16 protein-coding genes are annotated in these 18,353 nt (G+C 62.6%); 2 read left to right on the top strand and 14 right to left on the bottom strand.

Features of this window, described 5'->3' with window-relative positions:
- Positions 1-36: 36 nt before the first annotated feature.
- The 5 genes from C2R25_RS00250 to C2R25_RS00230 form a co-directional block, all read right to left on the bottom strand.
- A complete protein-coding gene (locus C2R25_RS00250; protein ID WP_103727304.1) occupies positions 37-762 on the bottom strand; it encodes a hypothetical protein in 726 nt (241 codons plus the stop codon).
- Between the two features lie 22 nt (positions 763-784).
- Positions 785-2,113 (bottom strand): hypothetical protein, encoded by a 1,329-nt coding sequence (locus C2R25_RS00245; protein ID WP_103727303.1) that lies wholly within the window; start codon positions 2,111-2,113, stop codon positions 785-787.
- 67 nt (positions 2,114-2,180) lie between these two features.
- Positions 2,181-3,191: a hypothetical protein gene (locus C2R25_RS00240; protein ID WP_103727302.1), complete on the bottom strand. Its 1,011-nt coding sequence runs from the start codon at positions 3,189-3,191 to the stop codon at positions 2,181-2,183.
- Between the two features lie 13 nt (positions 3,192-3,204).
- Positions 3,205-3,828 (bottom strand): hypothetical protein, encoded by a 624-nt coding sequence (locus C2R25_RS00235; protein WP_103727301.1) that lies wholly within the window; start codon positions 3,826-3,828, stop codon positions 3,205-3,207.
- A gap of 52 nt (positions 3,829-3,880) precedes the next feature.
- Positions 3,881-5,041, bottom strand: coding sequence for a hypothetical protein (locus tag C2R25_RS00230; protein WP_103727300.1), 1,161 nt, complete (start codon positions 5,039-5,041; stop codon positions 3,881-3,883).
- Positions 5,042-5,156: 115 nt separating this feature from the next.
- Here C2R25_RS00230 and C2R25_RS00225 point away from each other — a divergent pair, with 115 nt between their 5' ends.
- On the top strand, positions 5,157-5,723 hold the full coding sequence (locus tag C2R25_RS00225; RefSeq protein ID WP_146049578.1) for a PH domain-containing protein: 567 nt from the start codon (positions 5,157-5,159) through the stop codon (positions 5,721-5,723).
- A 22-nt stretch (positions 5,724-5,745) separates the two neighbouring features.
- Here C2R25_RS00225 and C2R25_RS00220 read toward each other — a convergent pair whose 3' ends face one another.
- The 3 genes from C2R25_RS00220 to C2R25_RS00210 form a co-directional block, all read right to left on the bottom strand.
- On the bottom strand, positions 5,746-7,317 hold the full coding sequence (locus C2R25_RS00220) for an IS66 family transposase (RefSeq protein ID WP_103727375.1): 1,572 nt from the start codon (positions 7,315-7,317) through the stop codon (positions 5,746-5,748).
- Between the two features lie 129 nt (positions 7,318-7,446).
- Positions 7,447-7,800, bottom strand: coding sequence for an IS66 family insertion sequence element accessory protein TnpB (gene tnpB, locus C2R25_RS00215; RefSeq protein WP_004211511.1), 354 nt, complete (start codon positions 7,798-7,800; stop codon positions 7,447-7,449).
- Positions 7,797-8,255, bottom strand: coding sequence for a transposase (locus C2R25_RS00210; RefSeq protein WP_103727298.1), 459 nt, complete (start codon positions 8,253-8,255; stop codon positions 7,797-7,799). Before C2R25_RS00210 ends, tnpB begins: the two co-directional genes overlap by 4 nt.
- A gap of 289 nt (positions 8,256-8,544) precedes the next feature.
- On the opposite strand from C2R25_RS00210, the gene C2R25_RS00205 reads away from it, so the two are divergent.
- Complete coding sequence (locus C2R25_RS00205; protein WP_103727297.1) at positions 8,545-9,042, top strand: hypothetical protein; 498 nt, start codon at positions 8,545-8,547, stop codon at positions 9,040-9,042.
- Between the two features lie 219 nt (positions 9,043-9,261).
- On the opposite strand, the gene C2R25_RS00195 is transcribed toward C2R25_RS00205, so the two are convergent.
- From C2R25_RS00195 to C2R25_RS00170, 6 genes are all read right to left on the bottom strand, one after another.
- The gene (locus C2R25_RS00195) at positions 9,262-9,876 is read right to left on the bottom strand and encodes a hypothetical protein (protein ID WP_103727295.1); all 615 of its coding nucleotides are present in this window, start codon (positions 9,874-9,876) and stop codon (positions 9,262-9,264) included.
- Positions 9,877-9,886: 10 nt separating this feature from the next.
- The gene (locus tag C2R25_RS00190) at positions 9,887-10,531 is read right to left on the bottom strand and encodes a hypothetical protein (protein WP_103727294.1); all 645 of its coding nucleotides are present in this window, start codon (positions 10,529-10,531) and stop codon (positions 9,887-9,889) included.
- A gap of 51 nt (positions 10,532-10,582) precedes the next feature.
- Positions 10,583-10,963: a hypothetical protein gene (locus tag C2R25_RS00185; RefSeq protein ID WP_103727293.1), complete on the bottom strand. Its 381-nt coding sequence runs from the start codon at positions 10,961-10,963 to the stop codon at positions 10,583-10,585.
- Positions 10,935-11,876 (bottom strand): ArdC family protein, encoded by a 942-nt coding sequence (locus tag C2R25_RS00180; protein ID WP_103727292.1) that lies wholly within the window; start codon positions 11,874-11,876, stop codon positions 10,935-10,937. The genes C2R25_RS00185 and C2R25_RS00180 overlap by 29 nt, the downstream gene beginning before the upstream one ends.
- An 85-nt stretch (positions 11,877-11,961) precedes the next feature.
- Positions 11,962-14,061 carry a ParB/RepB/Spo0J family partition protein gene (locus tag C2R25_RS00175; protein ID WP_233203681.1) on the bottom strand — a complete coding sequence of 700 codons (2,100 nt, stop codon included), beginning with the start codon at positions 14,059-14,061 and terminating at the stop codon, positions 11,962-11,964.
- Between the two features lie 68 nt (positions 14,062-14,129).
- Complete coding sequence (locus C2R25_RS00170; RefSeq protein WP_103727291.1) at positions 14,130-18,341, bottom strand: strawberry notch-like NTP hydrolase domain-containing protein; 4,212 nt, start codon at positions 18,339-18,341, stop codon at positions 14,130-14,132.
- Positions 18,342-18,353: the final 12 nt, after the last annotated feature.

The raw sequence follows: 18,353 nt of genomic DNA, 5'->3' as shown, positions 1-18,353 counted from the left end.
CTGTGAGGATGGTTTGGGGCCGAACAACCGGCCGGTTCAGTCGACACTGAGTGTGATGTCACCTGATCCTGATTGACGCTTGGCGCGATAGCGCTCGAGCCGTCCTTCCTCGCGGGCTACAAAGTCATGGAGGAACTGCTCGAGGTCGGAGCACGGACGTTCAGCCTGCGCATTGCGATGGCGCAGCCATCTTGCGTCCTCAAGCGTGAGGCGCTTTTCGCGCTGTCGAGCGTAAACGCTCTCCTCAGTATCGGTCGCGCCGCCCAGGATTGCACTCGCGCGCTCGACGATCTCGGCCGAGGCACCATTCACGATTGTCCAATCGGGGTGGGTGGCCCTGACGGCTGCGAGGCCAGCCTCGGTTGGTTTCATTCTCAGCTTGTAGACTTGCTGGTCATCGCCAATTCGCAGGACGCTGGCCTTAAGCAGGCGGCGAAGCTGTCGGGCTGCCACGTGGCGGTCAATGAGCCGGGCGACGAAGATCTCCAGGTCGCACTTGCTGCCGGTATCGTAAGGTGCCCGCTTTGCGGGATCCGGTTCGAAGGGTCCGCTTGGAGGTTCGTTTACGGCAAGCCAGGCATTCACCGCTTGCAGGTCAGGACTGGCATAATCCCGAACAGGATCGAAGTCGTCTCCCCCGCCATGCCCGTGGTTACGGGCATGAAATGCGGCACATCCGTCGATATGTATGGTCGCCGTGTAAGCGGTTGTTTCCTCCGATAGCGAGGGGGCCAGCTTGAGGTTCTTCAGTTCGATTTTCATGGTGGTTCCTTCGATGGAGGCCTCAGAATGGAAGGCGGGCGCTGAGGCGCGTCGCGCCGCCGAAAGTGCGAAGGGCCTGAGCCATTTCGTGGCGCAGCCGTGATTTGCTGGAGATGCGGATCTCTGGGGTGAGTGGCGCATGATCGGCCGTGACGAAGCCGTCGGCGGCGGAGCCGTCCTCGAGGCAAATACGGATGAGATGGCCTCGCTCGGGCGCTGGTCCGACATAGCGGGCCGTGAACTCCCCCAGACGCGCCGTCAGGCCTTTGGCGGCCTTCCCCCAACGGATGTGTCCGGCACCCATATTCTGTCCGCAGCCCCGGCCTCGCGCGAGCCAGGTTTCGAGATGGGCGCGCTGCTGCAGCGGTGTATTGCGTGTGCGCTCCATGGTACGCAGGACCGGCAAGGCGGTGGTGAGTGCGTCGAGCACGCGCAGGTATTCGTCCTGAGCGGTGATAAGCAGATCGTCGAACTCGCCGGCGAGCAGAGAGCGCAGTCTCTCACGCTGGTCAGGGTCGGCTATCAGCGCGTTTGCCTGGGCAGTCGTTATCGGAGAGAGTGCCGGGTCTATGGAGTTGCCGGCAACGAAACCGTCCTTGGAGCTGAGCACTATGATGGTTGCGGCTCCTTCTGAGCGATCCCGGACTAGCGAAATGGCGCTGGGACGGCGGGAGGGCTGTCCGTTGCGTCCCGTTGGCGGGACAAGATCGGCGTCGGTCATGATGACAGCGCGGCGATGCCAGGAGACCGGCAGATTACTGTCCTGAGGCGCAGGCCAATGGCTGGGGCTCAGTTTGCCGCTGCGTGAGGGCACCGATAAACTGTTTGCCGGGGCGAGCGCGTCTGCTGCGTTGTTGGCGCGGCGTGCGGTATCAAAAAGGTCACTGGTATCGCCGCCGCCATCAGCAAAGCCCCGGTCGTAGGCAGATCTGAGGAGCGTCTCGGTCTCGCTTCTGGCGGGCCTGTCGTAGCGATGGTTCCATCCCGCAACTGCGGCATACCAGCCTTCGGCGTAGCGCACGGCACGATTCCAGTCGTAGCCGTGATCGTCGCGCGCGCGCAGGATCGCTTTGTCCTGCTCGCTGGCGTCTCCGTTTTCGGCCTTGGCGGTAATGAAGGCGAAGTTCTTCGCCTGGCGGTCGGCTTCCGTCCGCTCACGCATCGCCTCAAAGATGGGACGCATTGCAATCGCGCGATCGCGTGTGCGTGCCATGCGTTGTTCCCCAGGGGCGCTGATTGGCAGGTCCGGATAGTCGCGCCAGGCCTTGGCCAGTGCATTGGCGTCGTCCTCGCTGCGCCCTCGGCGCAACCATGCGGCCGGATCTGCTACGTCGATTACATTGTCGTCCATGAGGGGAGCTCCTGATGGCCGCGCCATCATTCAGTGTGCGCTCTCCCCTCCTCCCCCTTCTCTTTGATTATGCGGCTTGCGGTTCATCGGCGTAGGCGTCGCCAGCCCATGCCGTGATCCAGCCTTCCGTGATCTCGTCGTGGTCGAGTTCGCCCGTCTCGATCAGGTTCCCAATTTCTTCGCGGGCTCTGGCCATGGCCGCGTCCCATGGATCGGCCGCAGGCAATTCCGGCCTCGTGACATTTGCTGGCGGCAGGAGCCTTAAAGGGCTGGCTGCTGCCCGCCTCTGGCGCAGAAACCAGCGCGTCATATGCTGCGCCACCAGAGCATCGGTCTTAGAGATACCAGCGCGGTAGGCTTCGCGCCGCGCGCTCACGCCGTATGCCATTGAATCGATGCTTGCGACGCGGTGCTCAAAGGCTCGCAGGTACGGTAGGGCGGCGCCCTTCACGCCAAAGCAGTGCAATCGCACGCCAACGGGCAGGATGCGGTCAAGATGTTCGACCACTGCAATCAGCCCTTCCGGCCCGCGGATCTCACGCCGGCACATTGAGCCCACGCCGATGGTTCGCCCTGGAACCATCGACCTAACCAACGCCTCGGCGCATCGCTCATAGTCCGCCGGTGTCCTCCCTTGGAGGACCGGCATGAACCTGTCGGCAATGCCGGCCTCTTCGGCCTTGCGGCGGGTTTCCCGGTTCGCGCCGATCGTGCGTGACAGTCGTTCCTTGACCGAGGCCCGGTCGCTCGCGATTTCGGCTTCGCAGGGGTAATCGAAGCTCGCGAACAGCCGGAACGGATGTGCGGCGGCAAGCGCGATGTAGTCATCGATCGACCATGGAAACCCGCCATAAACAACATGGCTGGTGAAACCGCCGGAATCGAGAATGGCATCGACCTGTGCCGGCAGGTTGCGCAACTGGAGGATGTTCCAACCGGTCCATCGCCGGCATCCATCGATGTGTTTCCATCGTGCGAGCGCGCTTGCGGAAACAAGGACAGTCGCCTTCAGGGACAGCGCGCGGCGCAGGATTGGGCCCTGCCTCAAGTGAGGCAGGCCAAGCGCAATCTCGATCATGAGATATTCCTTCTCAGGCAGCCATGCCGGTGGGGCAGTCGATGAGCTCTGCCTTAAGGCTGGCAAAGGAGGCCGGGCTGGCTCGGTTCTCGTAAACCTTGGCATCTACCAGCGCATACTGCCGCGCGCCGCTGTAGGTCGCATGGCCAAGATGATCGACACTCTCGACAATCATGCCAACGACACCGGTCTTGCCGTCCGGAACCCAATCAGCCCAGCTTCCCCATGCGGCGGTGACGCACAGTTCGCCGACGCAGGCGAGGTAGGCAGTGCGTCTCTTGAGGACGTGTGACTGCTCGTGCGTGACGGCTTCACCGGTAAACGCGGTAAAGGCATCGGGATGCCAGCAGCGCACGCAGTCACGCGCGAGTTGCAGATAGGAGGCCGGGTACGTGCCGCGCTCGCGAAACTCATCCTCGAACGCGAGGATTACATGCGCCCAATTGACGTCTTCCTCGTAGGATGCGCCCTCGATCCGCAGGGGTTCGGCTATCGCCTCCTGCCGTTCATCGGAAACGATGAGACCACCATGCGAGGGGGTGGAGACGGACCAGATGCCGGGAAGGATCTGCTCGGCTTCCTGTATTGCGCCCCAGATGGACGATGACGGACGCGGGCTTGAGGCGAAGGACTTCATGACGATCTCCTGTTCGGGTTCGTCATTCCCCTTCCCTCTCCTCTTTCTTTGGTCAGGCGGTATCGATCATTGCTTCAAGGCGGTCCAACAGATCGGTGTCACCAAGCTGGTGCGTGTGCAGGCTGATCGTTCGATGGTATTCCTCGAACCGCGCGCGTTCCTCGGCTTTCATCTCGAGGTAGTGGGGGGTCCGCTCGCGCAGCAACTGGATGGCGAAATCCGCCTCCAGGCCCGTGCGCAAGTCGAGGAAGGCAACGATGGCGTCGGGGCGTACCTTTCCGGCCGGGGTGACAATATCGAACAGCGGCCGCTTGATCGCGACCTGCACGTTCTTGCGGCGCATCCTGTACTGGAAGCTTACAAGTTGGTCGAAGAATGCCCTGTCTTCTTCTCGCTCGACCGGGATGAAGCGGTTCCCCTTGAAAACCGGCTGCGCGTAGGCGCGTAAAGGCAGGTATCCTTCGCGAGGGTTATGCTCGCCCACAACGGCAAGGACGATGAATGGTGGCTCCACCTTGGCCCTGATGATGCCGGTGTGCTGGATGCGGTTGCGAACCTTCAGGTCGCCAAGGCCAGTGTGAACGGTCGTTCCCGATATTCCGTGTGCCTCCAGAAGGAGGAAGGCCTGAGGCGCGAAGTCCCCGGGCCAGAGGCTTTCGGCCTTGCGCAGGCGTGCGTGGACGCGGCGCGCCTGCCATTCCTTCACGTTGAAATACAAGTGGTCCTGCAGCTTGATCCGAGGGGCAATGAGAAACCGGCTTGCGGCTTCACGCAGCCGCGCGAACTCATCACGCAAGCCATGCTCAGGTCGGCCTTGTGGCGGGAGTGGCGGAAGCACGTTGGTGTGAGCGGCTTCGAGCAACATCCACAGCAATCGCCCGAGACGGGGCACCGAGACGCCGCGACTGCGATCGTCCGGTTCTTCGTCATCAGGCTGCTGCGCCAGCTTTTCCGGAGCCTTCTTGTGCGCGTTGAACAGGCCCTTGGGAAACTCGATTTCGAAGAGGCTGTCGCCAGGCCGTTCGCGGATCCTGTCCGGCGCCTGGGGCAAGTAGAACGGGCAGCGCCTGTCATGCCGGGGACGGCTTCTTAGGCGACGCAAGTAGTAGGTTTCTGCTTCCGAGAGATAGGCGGGACTGGTCAGCGGCGGCGGCCGGGTCTCGCCCAGGCAACCGCAGGCGATCCATTGTTCGTTCTCACGCGCAATCGTCACGAGTGTAACCGTAAGCGTCCGCTCAAGACCGTCCTCGCCGGGGATCCCAGGCTGTGAGGCTGGGCCCAAACTGAAGCCTATTGCTTCCGTTTCTCTTCGATTTACCGATTGCAGGATGACCTCCACAACGACGCCAAGTCTGACTGTTTTTCCTCGCCGTTGGCTATGGCCGTTCGCATTTCTCGCGGCGGGGCTGATGGTAACAGCGCCTTTTGCTCTGATTTTCGCAGGAATCGTGTACCTTGCGGTGACCTTTCAAGGCGGATCAAGCTTTGCAGAGGTTGCTGTCGCGATCGGGGCCGCGATCATGGCATGCCTGTGGTTGTGGCTGGCTTGGTTCACCGCCAAGCTATTCATGCACAGGAAAAGCCCGCTTCTGAGAATCTCGGATGATGGCATCGAAATTCCGCATCGCCGACCACATTTCATCCCTTGGGATCAAATAGCATCAGTGGATCAGACGGAATCTGGCAGGATCACCTACCTTCGCCTCCGACTGGTATCCCCAAACGAACTCCTGACTTGCTGGCAACGGCGCGTTCGATGGCCGTTGAGCGATAGTGTGCTGATTACGCTCGACATGGACAGATCGCTTGAAGCCAACCCTGCTTTTGTGGCGGTCAAGGCGAGGCATGCGGAACATTCAAAAGTTAAAATGGATAGTTTGGATGCCAACGTCTGACCGAAAAGTGGGCGATCCTCAGCTATTCGCGCAAGGTCCAGTTCCACGGTAGCAATTCGTCAATCCGGTTGATCGGATGCCCCTTGCCGATGCGATCGAGGACGTTGGCCAACCATTCCTGCGGATTGACGCCGTTGAGTTTGGCCGTTTCCAGCAGTGAATACATGGCAGCAGCACGCTCCCCACCACAGTCGGCACCTGCGAAAAGCCAGTTCTTTCTGCCAAGGCAGATTCCCCGCAGGGCATTCTCCGCCGGATTGTTGTCTATCTCTAACCTGCCGTCGTCGGTGTAAGCGAGCAATTGCGGCTTCAGCTTCACCGCATAACGCAGCGCCTCGGCCAGCGGCGATCGGGCCGATGCTCTGGACAGCACCTCGTCGGCCCACGCGAAGAAATCCAGCGCCTTGAGCTTTGAGAGCTTCCGAGCCTTGCGGCGGAAATCTGCGGGTTCGCGCACGATCTGTCGCTCGACGTCGTAAAGCTCGCCGATCATCTGCAGCCCATCGAGCGCAGCCGAGTTCGGGTCTGCCTTGTAGACATCGTTCAGCTTACGCCGGGCATGTGCCCAGCAGGCAACCGGCGTGATCGGGGCAGGCTGGCGGTCACTTACGTATAGGCGCTCGTAACCGGCATAGGCATCGGCCTGAAGGAAGCCTGCAAAGGCCTTGAGATGCTCCCGAGGTCGCTCGCCCTTGCGATCAGGGCTGTAGCGGAACAGCGCTGCCGGCTTGTCCAAATGGCTCCATCGTCGGTTATCGCGAAGGTAGACCCATAGGCGGCCTGTTGCCGTCTTGCCGGTCCCCGGCGCCAGCACGGGAACGGGTGTATCGTCGGCGTGGAGCTTCACGCTGGCCATGACGTGATCGGCGATCCGATCGACCAGCGGTTGCAGCAGCCAGCTTGCCTGGCCCAGCCAGTCCGCCATCGTCGAGCGGCTGATCTCGACACCCTCTCGCGCGTAGATCTGCGACTGGCGGTATAACGGCAGGTGATCGGCAAACTTGGAAACGATGACGTGGGCCAGCAGGCCGGGACCAGCACGGCCGCGCGGCACGGGCAGTGCCGGGGCCGGTGCCTGACTGATCGTATCGCAGCGGTCGCAGGAAAGCTTAGGCCGGACATGACGGACGACGCGGAAGCGGCCGGGGACATATTCCAGCACTTCGGTCACGTCCTCGCCGAGCTTGCCCATCGTGCCCCCGCAGGCGGAACAACCGTCGGCATCCGGCGCTGCGTGCATAACCTCGTCTCGAGGAAGATGGTCGGGCAGTGGCGCACGGCGCGGCTTGCGAGGGGCAGCCTTGACCGGGGTATCGTCGGGCACATGGCCTTCGATCACGCACTCAGCATGGGCATGCTCGGCCTCGAGGTCCTCCAGCGTCAGTTCGAGCTGATCGGCCTGTAGCGCAAGGCGCTCCGAAGACTGGCCGAACTTCATGCGCCGAAGGCGGGCCAGCTGGACCTTGAACTTCTCGATCTGGAGCGCCGTCAGCTTGATCGAGTTTTGAGCAGTCTGAAGCTTCTCGCGGGTCTCGTCATGGGCCGCTCGTTCGGCTTCCAGCGCCCGCTCCGAAGCGGCCAGACGCGCGCGCATCGCCTCGGCAAAAGCGCGCAGTTCTGCGGGATCGGTAGGGAGTTCGAGATCGTCGGGAGACACGCTTCCCGTTAGCAGAATCCGGCCTTCCGCCCAAGTAGAAAGCCCGGAAATGAGGCGATTATCGCGTCAAATCTGCTCCGGCAGGCGGGGCGGATCGGGGGCCACTGTGCGCCGCCAATCCATCGCTTCGATCAGCAGCGCAAACTGCGCCGGGGTCAGCACGACACCGCCTTCGATGAGCGGCGGCCAGACGAAACGGCTCCGCTCCAAACGCTTGGCGAACAGACAAAGCCCGGTCCCATCCCAATGCAGCGCCTTCAGGTAGTTGCCGCTCTTGCTGCGAAACAGGAAGACATGCCCGCCGTACGGCTCGACCGCGAATAGCGGGCGGACCAGCGCCGCCAGCCCATCGAAACCGAGCCGCATGCTGACCGGCTTGCTTGCCAAGTAGACCTTGGTTCCGGGCGCCAGCGAAATCACGACACGTCCCGGAATGCCCGTAGCACGCGGGCCAATGCCTTCTCGTTGACGTAGCTGTCCACCGACAGGCGGACGCCGCTGGGCAGGTCTATATCTATCGCGCCGGGACGGGCACCGGGATGCGGCCGGATCAGTTCCTCCGGCGCAGGCGGCATCGGCGACGGAACGGGTCGCGGCGCCTTCTGCGGCTCTGACACCGCTGGCGCGACCGCAGGCTCCGTCGTTATGATTGCCCCGTAGGGAATGAACTCGAGCGCCTCACTTGCGATGGCCGCTGCTTGGCGGCGGGCCGACCGCCAGTTATAGATCAGGCTCTCGGCAATCTCGTGGCGCCCAGCGACCTGACGGACCGATACGCCGTCTTCATCCGCTTCGGCGAGGATCGCCGCCTTCTCGGCTTCCGAAAACTTCCTGCGCCGTTCGGTACGCGCGATGATCTCCACCCGATCCTTCACTTGCCCTCCTTCTGGAGTCCAGAAAGAGACTCCTCATCGGAGGTCCATCAGCGCCAGGCCTTAATGCCGCAACACGCCGGAGCCCGTACGCTTACGTGTAACCGAAGCACGATGATCGGCGTCGCTACCCTTTGCGGTGTACCAACGCATCAAGGCTTCTTGCACGCTCCGGGGAATATCGCGTCGTCCAGAAAGACCGTGTGTGTCGCGCGGTACTAGCCACATACTTCAAACAGCCTCTTGCACGGGGTGTTTGTTCTTGGTATGTTCGCAGAATTAGGAGAGCTGCATGACCAAGAAATTCGAGATTGGCCGCTTTGACCTGGATATTCAACTCAGGGATGAAGCGCTCGATGAGCGCAACACGCCTGCAAAGCGCATGGTCGCCAACGCATCGATCGGCATCGAGCCGTTCGATGCCTACTACTCAACGCGTGAGCTGCGCGAGGCGGTCGAGGGCGTCCACGAAGGTCGGATCGGGGCCAAGAAGCGGCTTGCGAGGGTCCTGAACACGCAGTGCGACGACTATCAGCGTTGCCTCTATTACCAGCTGGCCGGGCGCGGCATCGTCCAGATGCTCGACGTCCTGGTGTGGCTCGAAGAGATCCTTGCCAAGCGGACCATCATCTCGGCTGATCTGTTCAGGGCAAAGAAGTGGCCGGCGCCCATGGTCAATCCTTACGTCGCCGCCCAGCCTGATGGTCCTCTTGTGAGCGCTGATCCCGATTTTGAGGAAGGCCCGTCCTGGTATCTCGATCCTGACCTTGGCGGGGTGATCGACGAGTGATCACAGGGCGATGACCTCTAGTTCGATCGTGTCGCCGGGGCTTGTTTCATCGGTTCTCACCACTCGATAGGGCTGCAACCGGCACTCTGTTCGCACCACGGAAAAGGGCTGTGTCGTTATCTCGCACATCTGCTGCGCAAGCCGATCCGCGTTGGTTCGGCTGCAAAGCTGACGCCGACGCGGGTCCAGTGAATACTCGTTCTGCACAGGGTCGGCCTTTCAGGTGAAGATGGTGGGTGAGATCTTGCGCTCGCGCAGGATCTCGAACTTGCGGTCGAGCAGGTTGCTGACACGGTAGCGCCCAGCGCCGTCGCGGTTTGTGAGGATGATCCTTGTTCCTTCTCGCTTTACGCGCATCACCTCGTGGCGATTCCCGTCGCTGAACGCCACGGGGTCAGGAAAGCGGATCAACGCGCCGTCAGGTAGCTTTCGCGATCGTCGCTGGATTGCTGCATAACAGCGCCGGCGCCAGTCCAGCGCGTTTGGATCGTTGGAAGACGAGAGGCGATCGAGGATCCGCAATGGGCAACTGGCCTCGTACGGCCCCATTCCTTCGCTCATGTCCTTGTATGCAAAAACGAATCCATCGGCGGCCTTGGGGTTCCAGCGCACCAGGCACACAACGGCGTTCACGTCCTGCGTGCCGGTAGTGTCGTACCGTTCGAGTGCCGCGTAGTAGACCCGGTTCCCGGGACAGGCGCTTTCCAGCACCCGGTAGCCGTGGAACGGCAGATCATCGGTCGAAGCGCGCTCATAGGTAAACTGTGCATCGAGATATTGCTTGGGGCTTGTGTGCCCGCCCATGCTGGCGAGCGGCATCGAGAGCCATCCCATGGCTTGTCTCCTACATGAGGGTTGGTTGAGGTCCGCTTATGTCGATCTGCAAATGGCAGGCGATCTGGCGGGCAAGAGCGGGAATATCGGCAAGGCTCGATGCGCTGGCGTGGCGGACCTGGTGGCCGGGTTTCTTCCAATGCCGATGGCGATACGTGAGAGCCGGCGAACCAAAGCGTTCGACAGAAAGGCGAAGGTAGAGGTTCGCGCTTTCAAGGACGATGTCGCCCGCGAGCGAGGGGTTGGGCGCGTTGTAGTCGAGCCGGTAGTCCGACCGTGTAAGGCCGAGCTCGGCCGCAATCTGGCGGACGGCGCGTTGTCCCTCGCGCCTGAAGGCTCGCAGATCCTCAGGCAGGTAATCGACGCCTTTGCGCAGGAGAGCAACGATCGCGGGTTTATGCCGAAGTTCGGCTACGCGGGCCATGCACGCTTCGCGCAGCGGTGCATCGTCGGGATGCTCTTCACCAAGAGATCCGTCGGTGAGGCGGGTCAGCCGTTTGGCAAAGAGTTGGACGGCGGGATCGTGTGCGGGATCGTGGCCGGCACGTTGGGCGTCGCTGGCTGCATCGTTCAGAGCTGCCATGCACGTCGCAAACGTGGTGAGTCCCTCGGGGTGCAGAGCACGGCGGAAGCGGAAATCCAGGTCGTAGGACAATGCAAACCTCCATCATCTGGTTGGATGCATGTGTCCTTCCCCCTCCTCTTTTCAGTGGAGGGCGTTGCCCTCCGGGTCCTGGGCTGCCCCGACAGGCTCGTAGTGGATCTCAGTCTCTAGGCAGCTAGGAACAAGGCGGCCGAGCAGTTCGATCGTCTGTGCCAGGCTGGCTCCTGCCGGCCCCGTGACGATCGTCACGGCATCGCCTTCTACATCGCTGATTTCCCAACCTGGAGACATCAGCATGATGAGATGATGGAATCCCATGTCCGTGGGATCGGCTGCAGCAAGTTCGCGTAGCCGCCGCGATAGCGGGCCCGGCATCACGCACCGCCCGATAAGTGCTCTGTCATAGGCGTGCTCAAGGTAGGTCGTGAGGATCAGAAGATCGTCGGGCGAGAGCTTAAGCGTGAGCTTGAAGTGCCGCTTCATGGCTTTCCTCCGTTACGGCTTCGCGGGTGTGGGTGGACCAGGCTGCAAGCCATTTGTAGGCCTGTTCGGCTTTGGCCGCGGCTGTGATGATCGCGCTTTTGTCGGCCTTGAGGATGCCGATCCAATGATCCACGTAGCTGGCGTGGCTGTCATGGAGTTCGCACGGCAGACCTAGATCCGAGCAGATCATTCCCGATGTCATATCGGCAATCACCTCTTCGAAGGCATATGCCTTATCGCCGAACCTGCGGCCAAACTCCCGGCCAAGGCGGTGAGCTGCGCCCGTCGCGTGGGCAAATTCGTGACCGAGGGTTGCCGCGTGGTGATCGCTGCTGATGAAGGCGGCCTTGGGCGGCATCTGCACGTAGTCGCCACCGGGCGAGTAGTAAGCCCTGTCGCCTCCCTGGCGCAGCTCGATCGGTATGGGCGAGAAGAAGGCATCGATCGCCGTCTGGTGCTCGGAGGGATCAGGAGGGGTAAGATCGAGCGGATCGGGATGAAAGCGTGATGGCAAGCCTTCGATTTCGTCGCAGTTGTAGACGAGGTAGGAACGCATGAAACGGATAAAGCGCACGCCGCCCTCATCGCCGGTCAGCGTCGGGCCTGCTGCCTTGCGCATGGTGTTGAAATAGACGCTGGGGGCAGGTCTGGCCCCCTTCAGGACCCGGCCACCAAGTTCCTCGGCCTGCCGCTTGGTCATCCAGAACCGCGATTGATAGCCGCTGCCATCGGCAATTGCCCAAAGCAGGATTGAGTTGATGCCGGTATAGGCCTGTCCGCCTGCGCGTAAGGGTCGGCCGCCTGCGCCAAGCGTGCGCCAGGGCCGCCGCCAGGGCAGTACCCCTTGCTCGATCTTGGCGATGATGAGGTTGGTAATTTCCTGCGCGATGTCGCGCTTGGCCCCACGGCGCATCGTAGCGTCCCTTTTAACATGAGAAAAAAAGGCCCGGTGGCATGATGCCCCGGGCCCAGGTTTTCATCAGGAGGAGAGTGAGCGATCAGGCGCTGATGATCTCATTCTCGTCAGCGTCGATGGTGTCCTCGCTGTATTCGTCGCCGAGTCCGTCGTTGACGTTCGGATCGAAGCCATCGGGCTCTTCTTCGCTGTCATGGTCGACGTCATCGCTTTGCGTCGAACCGGGCTCGCTCGTTTGGGGCGTCTCGGTGTCAAAGCGCATTGCTGCAGGAACCCAGGCCAGGGCGCGTTCCTTGATGGCGTCCTCGACGATGACCTCGCCGGCGAACAGCTTCTCGCAGCTCTCCGAGATCTCGGTCTTCTTCGAGGCGGCGTACCGCGTGGAGAGTTCGGCGCCCCCGACATCCTTGAGAAGTTCAAGGATGCTGCCCTTGTTGATCCGGTCGAAGTAGTTCTGGGCGGTGGGGCGCCACATCGCCGCAGGCTCGATCTCGAGCAGCTGGCCAAGCTGGGCGTGGATGGGGTTGTACCCCGAGGCGTAACCCATCTTGGCCTCGATCGAGGTGGCGACGGTGTAGGCGATCCAGGCGCCCTTGGCCTCATCGTCCAGTTCACGGAAGGCCATGAACCGCTCGACCACGCCCTTGTGCTCGCCCCAAGCCTTGTCGAGGGCGTCGTAGGCGCCGGCGATTATCTCGTCCGCCATGCCCTTGGGAACCGTCGAGTCGAGAACCGGATCCTGCGGGCGCGGCGCTCGGATCGTCGTGCCGCGGTTGTCGTAGCTGTGCAGCAGGCCATCGGCGAGCGCGAAGATGGCATAGTCGAGCGCGAGGCCCGGATCGCTCAGCAACGATGCCGACAGGATGTTGCGGCGCTGGACGGCCAGTTCGTCGAACAGGCGCGCGCTGTAGGCCTTGCCTCCCGGTCCGGTGGCTTCGGGCGCCGAAGGTTTGGCCGGTGCACGGTTCGATCCCGAGGGTTCCTCGAAGCTGCCGCCCGTGACCTTGCCGTCCTCGTCACGTTCCATGCGCAGGTGCTTTTCGCTGAAATAGTCAGCTTCCAGCACCATCTCGCCCTTGGTCGTGACGATCAGGAAGCGACCCACCTCGGCCTTCCATTCGTCGGGAAGTTCGGCCGTGGGGTTCGAGAGGTCCTGCATCTCCTCGTCGAGCCGGTCGTATTCCTCATTGAGCGCCTGGGCTTCGTCGGATTCCTCGTCGATGCCATCGAGCTCGATGCAGATCGCCTCGATGCGCTCCTCGATCTCACCGATACGTGCAGTAGCTTCCTCGCTGAGCGGTGCCGGGGGCAAGCTGACACGGTTGAGGCCGAGATCGCGCGCGGCCTGCCAGCTGGACGTGGATGCCACCGGCCAGATGGTGCCGAGGCCGGTTTCCTCCAGGAGACGGGCAGCTTCACCTTCGAGCTTGGCGGCCGCGAGTTGCTGCAGGGTTTCCAGATCGGTCCAGCGATCTTCCGATGCGGCGGTGAAAAGGTCACGCTCGATGCGCCCGCCTGCTGCCGTGTAGGCATCTTCGCCGACGAGCAAGGCGAGAGGATCGTTTCCGCGCACGCTGCCGTTGGCGATCTGGCGGCGCACGTAGTCGGGATTGTCGCCGTAGTATTTCGCCTGCTCATAGACCCGAAGCTGCACAGCGTGCTGGTCCGTCGAGGCGTAGGCCTTGGCCATTTCGAGCGACATTTCGCCGCTCGCGAGAGCCTCGAAGATCGGCTCGGCAAGCGAAGCGAGGCGCAGACGCCCCTCGACGAACCGGCGCGTCACGCCGAAGCGACGAGCGACTTCGCGGGTATCCTCATCCTGCGAGATGAAGTGCTGGAATGCGCGGCATTCCTCGGCAGGCGTCATGGCGAGGCGCTGGAAGTTTTCGGCAAGAGAGGTCTCGGCGATCTGCTCATCGCTCGCCACAAGCAACATGCAGGGCACCGCGCGGTCGGCTTCCCATGCACCACGTTCGACGATCATCGTCATGGCGCGCAGGCGTCGGCCACCGGCGATTACATCGAAGTGGCCGCGCTTCTTCGCCTTCGTGACAATCAGGTTCTGCAGCAGGCCACGCGCTTCGATGTCATGCGACAGCTGCTCGTCGGCCTCCTGGTTGTGCGTCTTGCGCACGTTGTTGTCGGAGAGTTGAAGCTTGTTGAGGGGGATGAGTTCTTGCACCGGAAATCTCCTTCTGATGCCCCGTTCTTCTGCCGGGACACCATCCCCTTCCCCCTCCTCTCCTCTCTTCAGGCTGCCTTGAGGATCGACGCGAGAATCGCGTCTGCCTGCCCCACGGGCACAAAGATCCGGGTCTTGAACTGGATGATCTCCGTGAAGCACCCGAGGGACTTGAGCCAGGCCAGCTGCGTGTACAGTTCACCTGCGAGTTCGATGCGCTGTTCGCTGTTCACCAGGCTCTTCCTGATGGTCATCGGCCAGGGCCGCTCGATGACGGCCGAGCCCTTCCGGGCGAGAGTTGCAAGGACCGCCTCTGGGGAAGCCTGGAACTCGCTGGCGATACCGAACTTCGACAGGATCGAGGGAACATCGCTTTCGCTGACAAGGCGGCCGAGCCAGCTGCTCCCCTCGTCATCGACCACACGGCGCACCGCGATGTAGTCGCGCGGAAGTGAGTTCCAGATCGGGAGAAGCAGCCCGGTCGCAATGTGGATCGTATCGGTTTCGGTCTTCGCGGCCGCTTCAGCCACCTCGGTCGACCAGAGGCGCGAGAAGGTCTCGATGTCAGTAGCTTCCCATGCGCTTTCGGCCAGATCGGCCGCGATCTTGTATTCGTGCCGTGTCGGCCGGGTCAGGACCACGCGCTCGATGAGCTCGCCGCTGTCCTCCATGAGTGACCGGGCACGCTCGGCAAAGGCCACCCGGCCCGATTTCGTGTTAAGGAGGAAGCTGGGCTTGTCGACGCAATCGGCAATGGCGAGGATACGCTCGAGCGTTGTAGGACGAACCGCGCGCTCGATCTCGATCGAGAGCAAGTGTGAGGTGGCGCCGGTCCGCTCATCGGTTCGAAGGACCACATCGCTGATGACGCGAGCCTTGTCCGCCGCGATCGTCTCGACCCCGACATCAAGCGTACCGGCGTTGCGGGCTGCGGCAACCCGGGCTTCTACCAGGCCCAGGAACTCCTCGAAAATCGCGTTTTGCAGCCCGATGGGCAGCGCCAGGATGCGATTGAGCCAACGGGTGATCGGCGGGAGGTCTTCGACCAGGCAGCCATCTTCGGTGGTGATGCTGAGCCCGGAGCGGCTCTGGAAGTCTGTGAGGTTGGTGCTCTTCAGCTTGCCGGAATGAAGCAGCCCGAACCACGTGACGAGCGCGGCCTTGGCGTATTCGCTCTCGAGGTTGTCAGCCGGGTCGAACAGGTTCTGCCCGCCCGTTTGCCGCTGTCCGCGTGTAAGTGCACCCAGGCTATCGAGCCGGCGTGCGATCGTGCTGGTGAACCGCAATTCGCCCTTGCAGTCGGTTGTGCATGGACGGAACAGCGGGGTTTGCGCCTGATGGGTGCGGTGCGTGCGCCCGAGACCCTGGATCGCTCGATCGGCCCGCCAACCGGGTTCGAGCAGGATGTGGACACGGCGTTGCTGGTTCCTGGCATCCAGACTGGCGTGATAGGATCGTCCGGTGCCGCCGGCATCGCTGAAAACGAGGATGCGTTTCTCGCCTGCCATGAACGCGGCCGCCTCGGCCTGATTGGTCCTGGCCGACCGGCTTTCGAGGCGCTGCGTGCCGTCTGCGAGGGAGACAAGCCGCTTGGTGCGGCCGGTAACTTCGGCAACGGCGTCCGTCCCGTAATGATCGATGAGGGCATCAAGCGCGGTCTTGATCGGGGGCATCACGCAGATCTGTTCCATCAGATCCTGCTTCGCCCGCAGTGCATCCTGGTTATGGACGGGATGGCCTTCGTCGGTGAACATGGGCCGGGAGTATTCCTTGCCGGTCTCGTCCGTGTAGGTTTGCATCTGCTGGGTCGGGAATGCTCGCTCAAGGTACTCCATGATGTACTCTCGCGGGGAGAGATCCACTTCGAGCCGTGCGCGTTCCTCAGGGCTCATCCCGTTCAAGCGGCGATCAAGGATGCTCTCAGCGGTCGTGACCAGCTGGATGACGACGGATTGATCTTCGGCGATGTGCCCGTCGATTGCGGCAATCACGGTCGGGAGCTTCATCGAGAGCAGGACCTGGTTGAAGAAGCGCTGCTTGCACGATTCAAAGCGCGAGCGGGCCGCCGCCTTGGCGCCGCTGTTCAGTGTCCCGCCGCCGATGTCGTCAACGACGCCGGTGAGCGCGAGGGCCGCCTCCAGATTGCGGTGGATGACCGCCCAGGCATCGGCATAGGCGTCGTAGATCGCGATCTGGTCAGGCCTCAGCTCGTGCTTCAGGATATCGTACTCGAGGCCGGCGAAACTCAGGGCCCGGGCCTGGTAGAGGCCAAGCGCCTTCAGGTCGCGTGAGACCAGTTCCATCGCAGCGATGCCTCCGGCGCGGATCTCGGAAATGAAGCTCTCGCGATTGGCGAAGGATGTACCCGGTCCCCAGAGGCCGAGCCTCACCGCATATGCGAGATTGTTGACGTCCGAGGCTCCGGTCGCCGATGCGTAGAGAACCCGCGCGTCGGGCAGGTGGTTTTGCAGGAGAACACCGGCAATGCCCTGTTGGGAGCCGGCGGTCTTGCCAAGAGCGCCCTCCCCACCGGCGACACCCCCCATCTCGTGGCTTTCGTCGAAGGCGATAACGCCCTCGTAGTCCTCACCGGCCCACTCGAGGATCTGGCGCAGCCGGGTCGCGTCCTGGCGCTGGCTGCGCAGGGTCGGATAGGTGACGAACAGGATGCCCTGCGCCATCGTTATAGGCTCATCGATCTTCCAGGCGGAAAGCGGTTGAACGTCGGCGGACATCCCGCCCAGCGCCTGCCAGTCCCTGCGCGCATCTTCCAGGAGTGCTTCGTTCTTGGAGACCCAGATGTTACGCTTGCGTCCATTGACCCAACTGTCGAGGATGCAGCCCGCGACCTGTCGCCCTTTGCCGGCGCCGGTGCCGTCGCCAAGAAAGTAGCCTTTGCGATACTCGCGGCCTTCCTCGCTTGGGACGAGCGCCACGCCTTCCTTGTCGGGGATGAAGCGGCCCTGCAGGTACTGCGTCCAGGCGTTGCCCGCATAGACGATGGTCTCGAGCTGCGCTTCCGACAGGCGACGCTCATTGACGATGCGCTCGTGAAGGCGCGGTTCGTAGTGCGGGATGGGAGCAGGGATCGAACCCATCGCTACCGACTCCACCAGGGCGGTGGGATGCTGACCGGCATCGTGAAGGTCAATCCGGCTTGGCCGATAGGGAAGGTAGACGCCAGCCTGTTCACCTAAGGGGCGGGGCAGATCGAGGGCCGTGAAGCGCACGGGCAGGACATCGTTGCGCTTGGGCGCGGCGATCGTGCGCGGCGGTGTCTTGCGGGTCGATCGCATGGCCTTGAACAAGCTTGGCTTGAGGGCAGGCGCGGCCGCTACCTTGCGCATTTCGCCGATAACCGACCGGGGCACGATCGTGATCGCCTCGAGGAGCTGGCCCACGCTGTCGCGGGCAATCACCGTCGGCCGGGCAAGCCCGGGCTTCTTGTCGATGACATAGATCCGGACCGCGACGCTGGTGCCTTGCTTGTGGTAGCACTTGTCGAGACGATAGGAGCCGACGACACTGCAGCCTGTCAGCGTTGCATCGTAGGTCTTGCCCATCGCGGCGCTGGTCGTGAACCAGTCGGGCATGATGGCAACGATCCGGCCTCCTGGCGCGAGGCGGGACAGTGCGGAGCGCAGGTGACGCACCGCGGCGAGTTGATCGACGCCCCTGCCTTCCGAGCGCGAGAACGGAGGGTTCATTACGATCAGTGTGGGAGTAAAGCCCGGCTCGAGCGTGGCCGCCAGCAGAGCCGCGTCATGACCGGTGATGGTCGCGGCCGGGAAGAGTACCTGCAGGGCCTCGCGGCGCTTGGGATCGAGCTCATTGAGGTGCAGGGCCTTTACGGGCGGAAGCATCGCAACAAGGCTGCCGTGGCCGGCGCTGGGCTCGAGCACGGTGTCGCTTGGCCTGGGCTGCGCGAGCAGCACCACGAGACCTGCAAGATCGAGCGGAGTGGAGAACTGTTGGTAGCGGATCTGGTCTTCGCTGCGCACGGTCTGGGTCGGCAGCATCTCGACAAGGGCGGACAAGGCGGCGATGCCATCGCTTGCCACGACGCGCGGAAGGCTAAGCGCGTGACGGGTGAGGCCTTGCTCGAGCAGCTCGAAGCTGTCACGCTGGGTCCATCGGCCATCGGCGTTGCTCCCGCCAAAGAGCGCGGTCGCCTCGGCATTGAGAACCTTCCGGTTGATGGTTCCGCTTGCGATATGGCGGGCGATAGCGTTGATCGCGGCGTTGCGGGCATTGTCCTGATGGGTGAAGAGGTCCGTCACTGTGAGCTCCTG

It is taken from the genome of Novosphingobium sp. HII-3 (assembly GCF_002916655.1).
Taxonomy (GTDB): domain Bacteria; phylum Pseudomonadota; class Alphaproteobacteria; order Sphingomonadales; family Sphingomonadaceae; genus Novosphingobium; species Novosphingobium panipatense.
The sequence above is the reverse complement of the archived record's forward strand: the minus strand, read 5'-3'. Positions and strand labels throughout refer to the sequence as shown.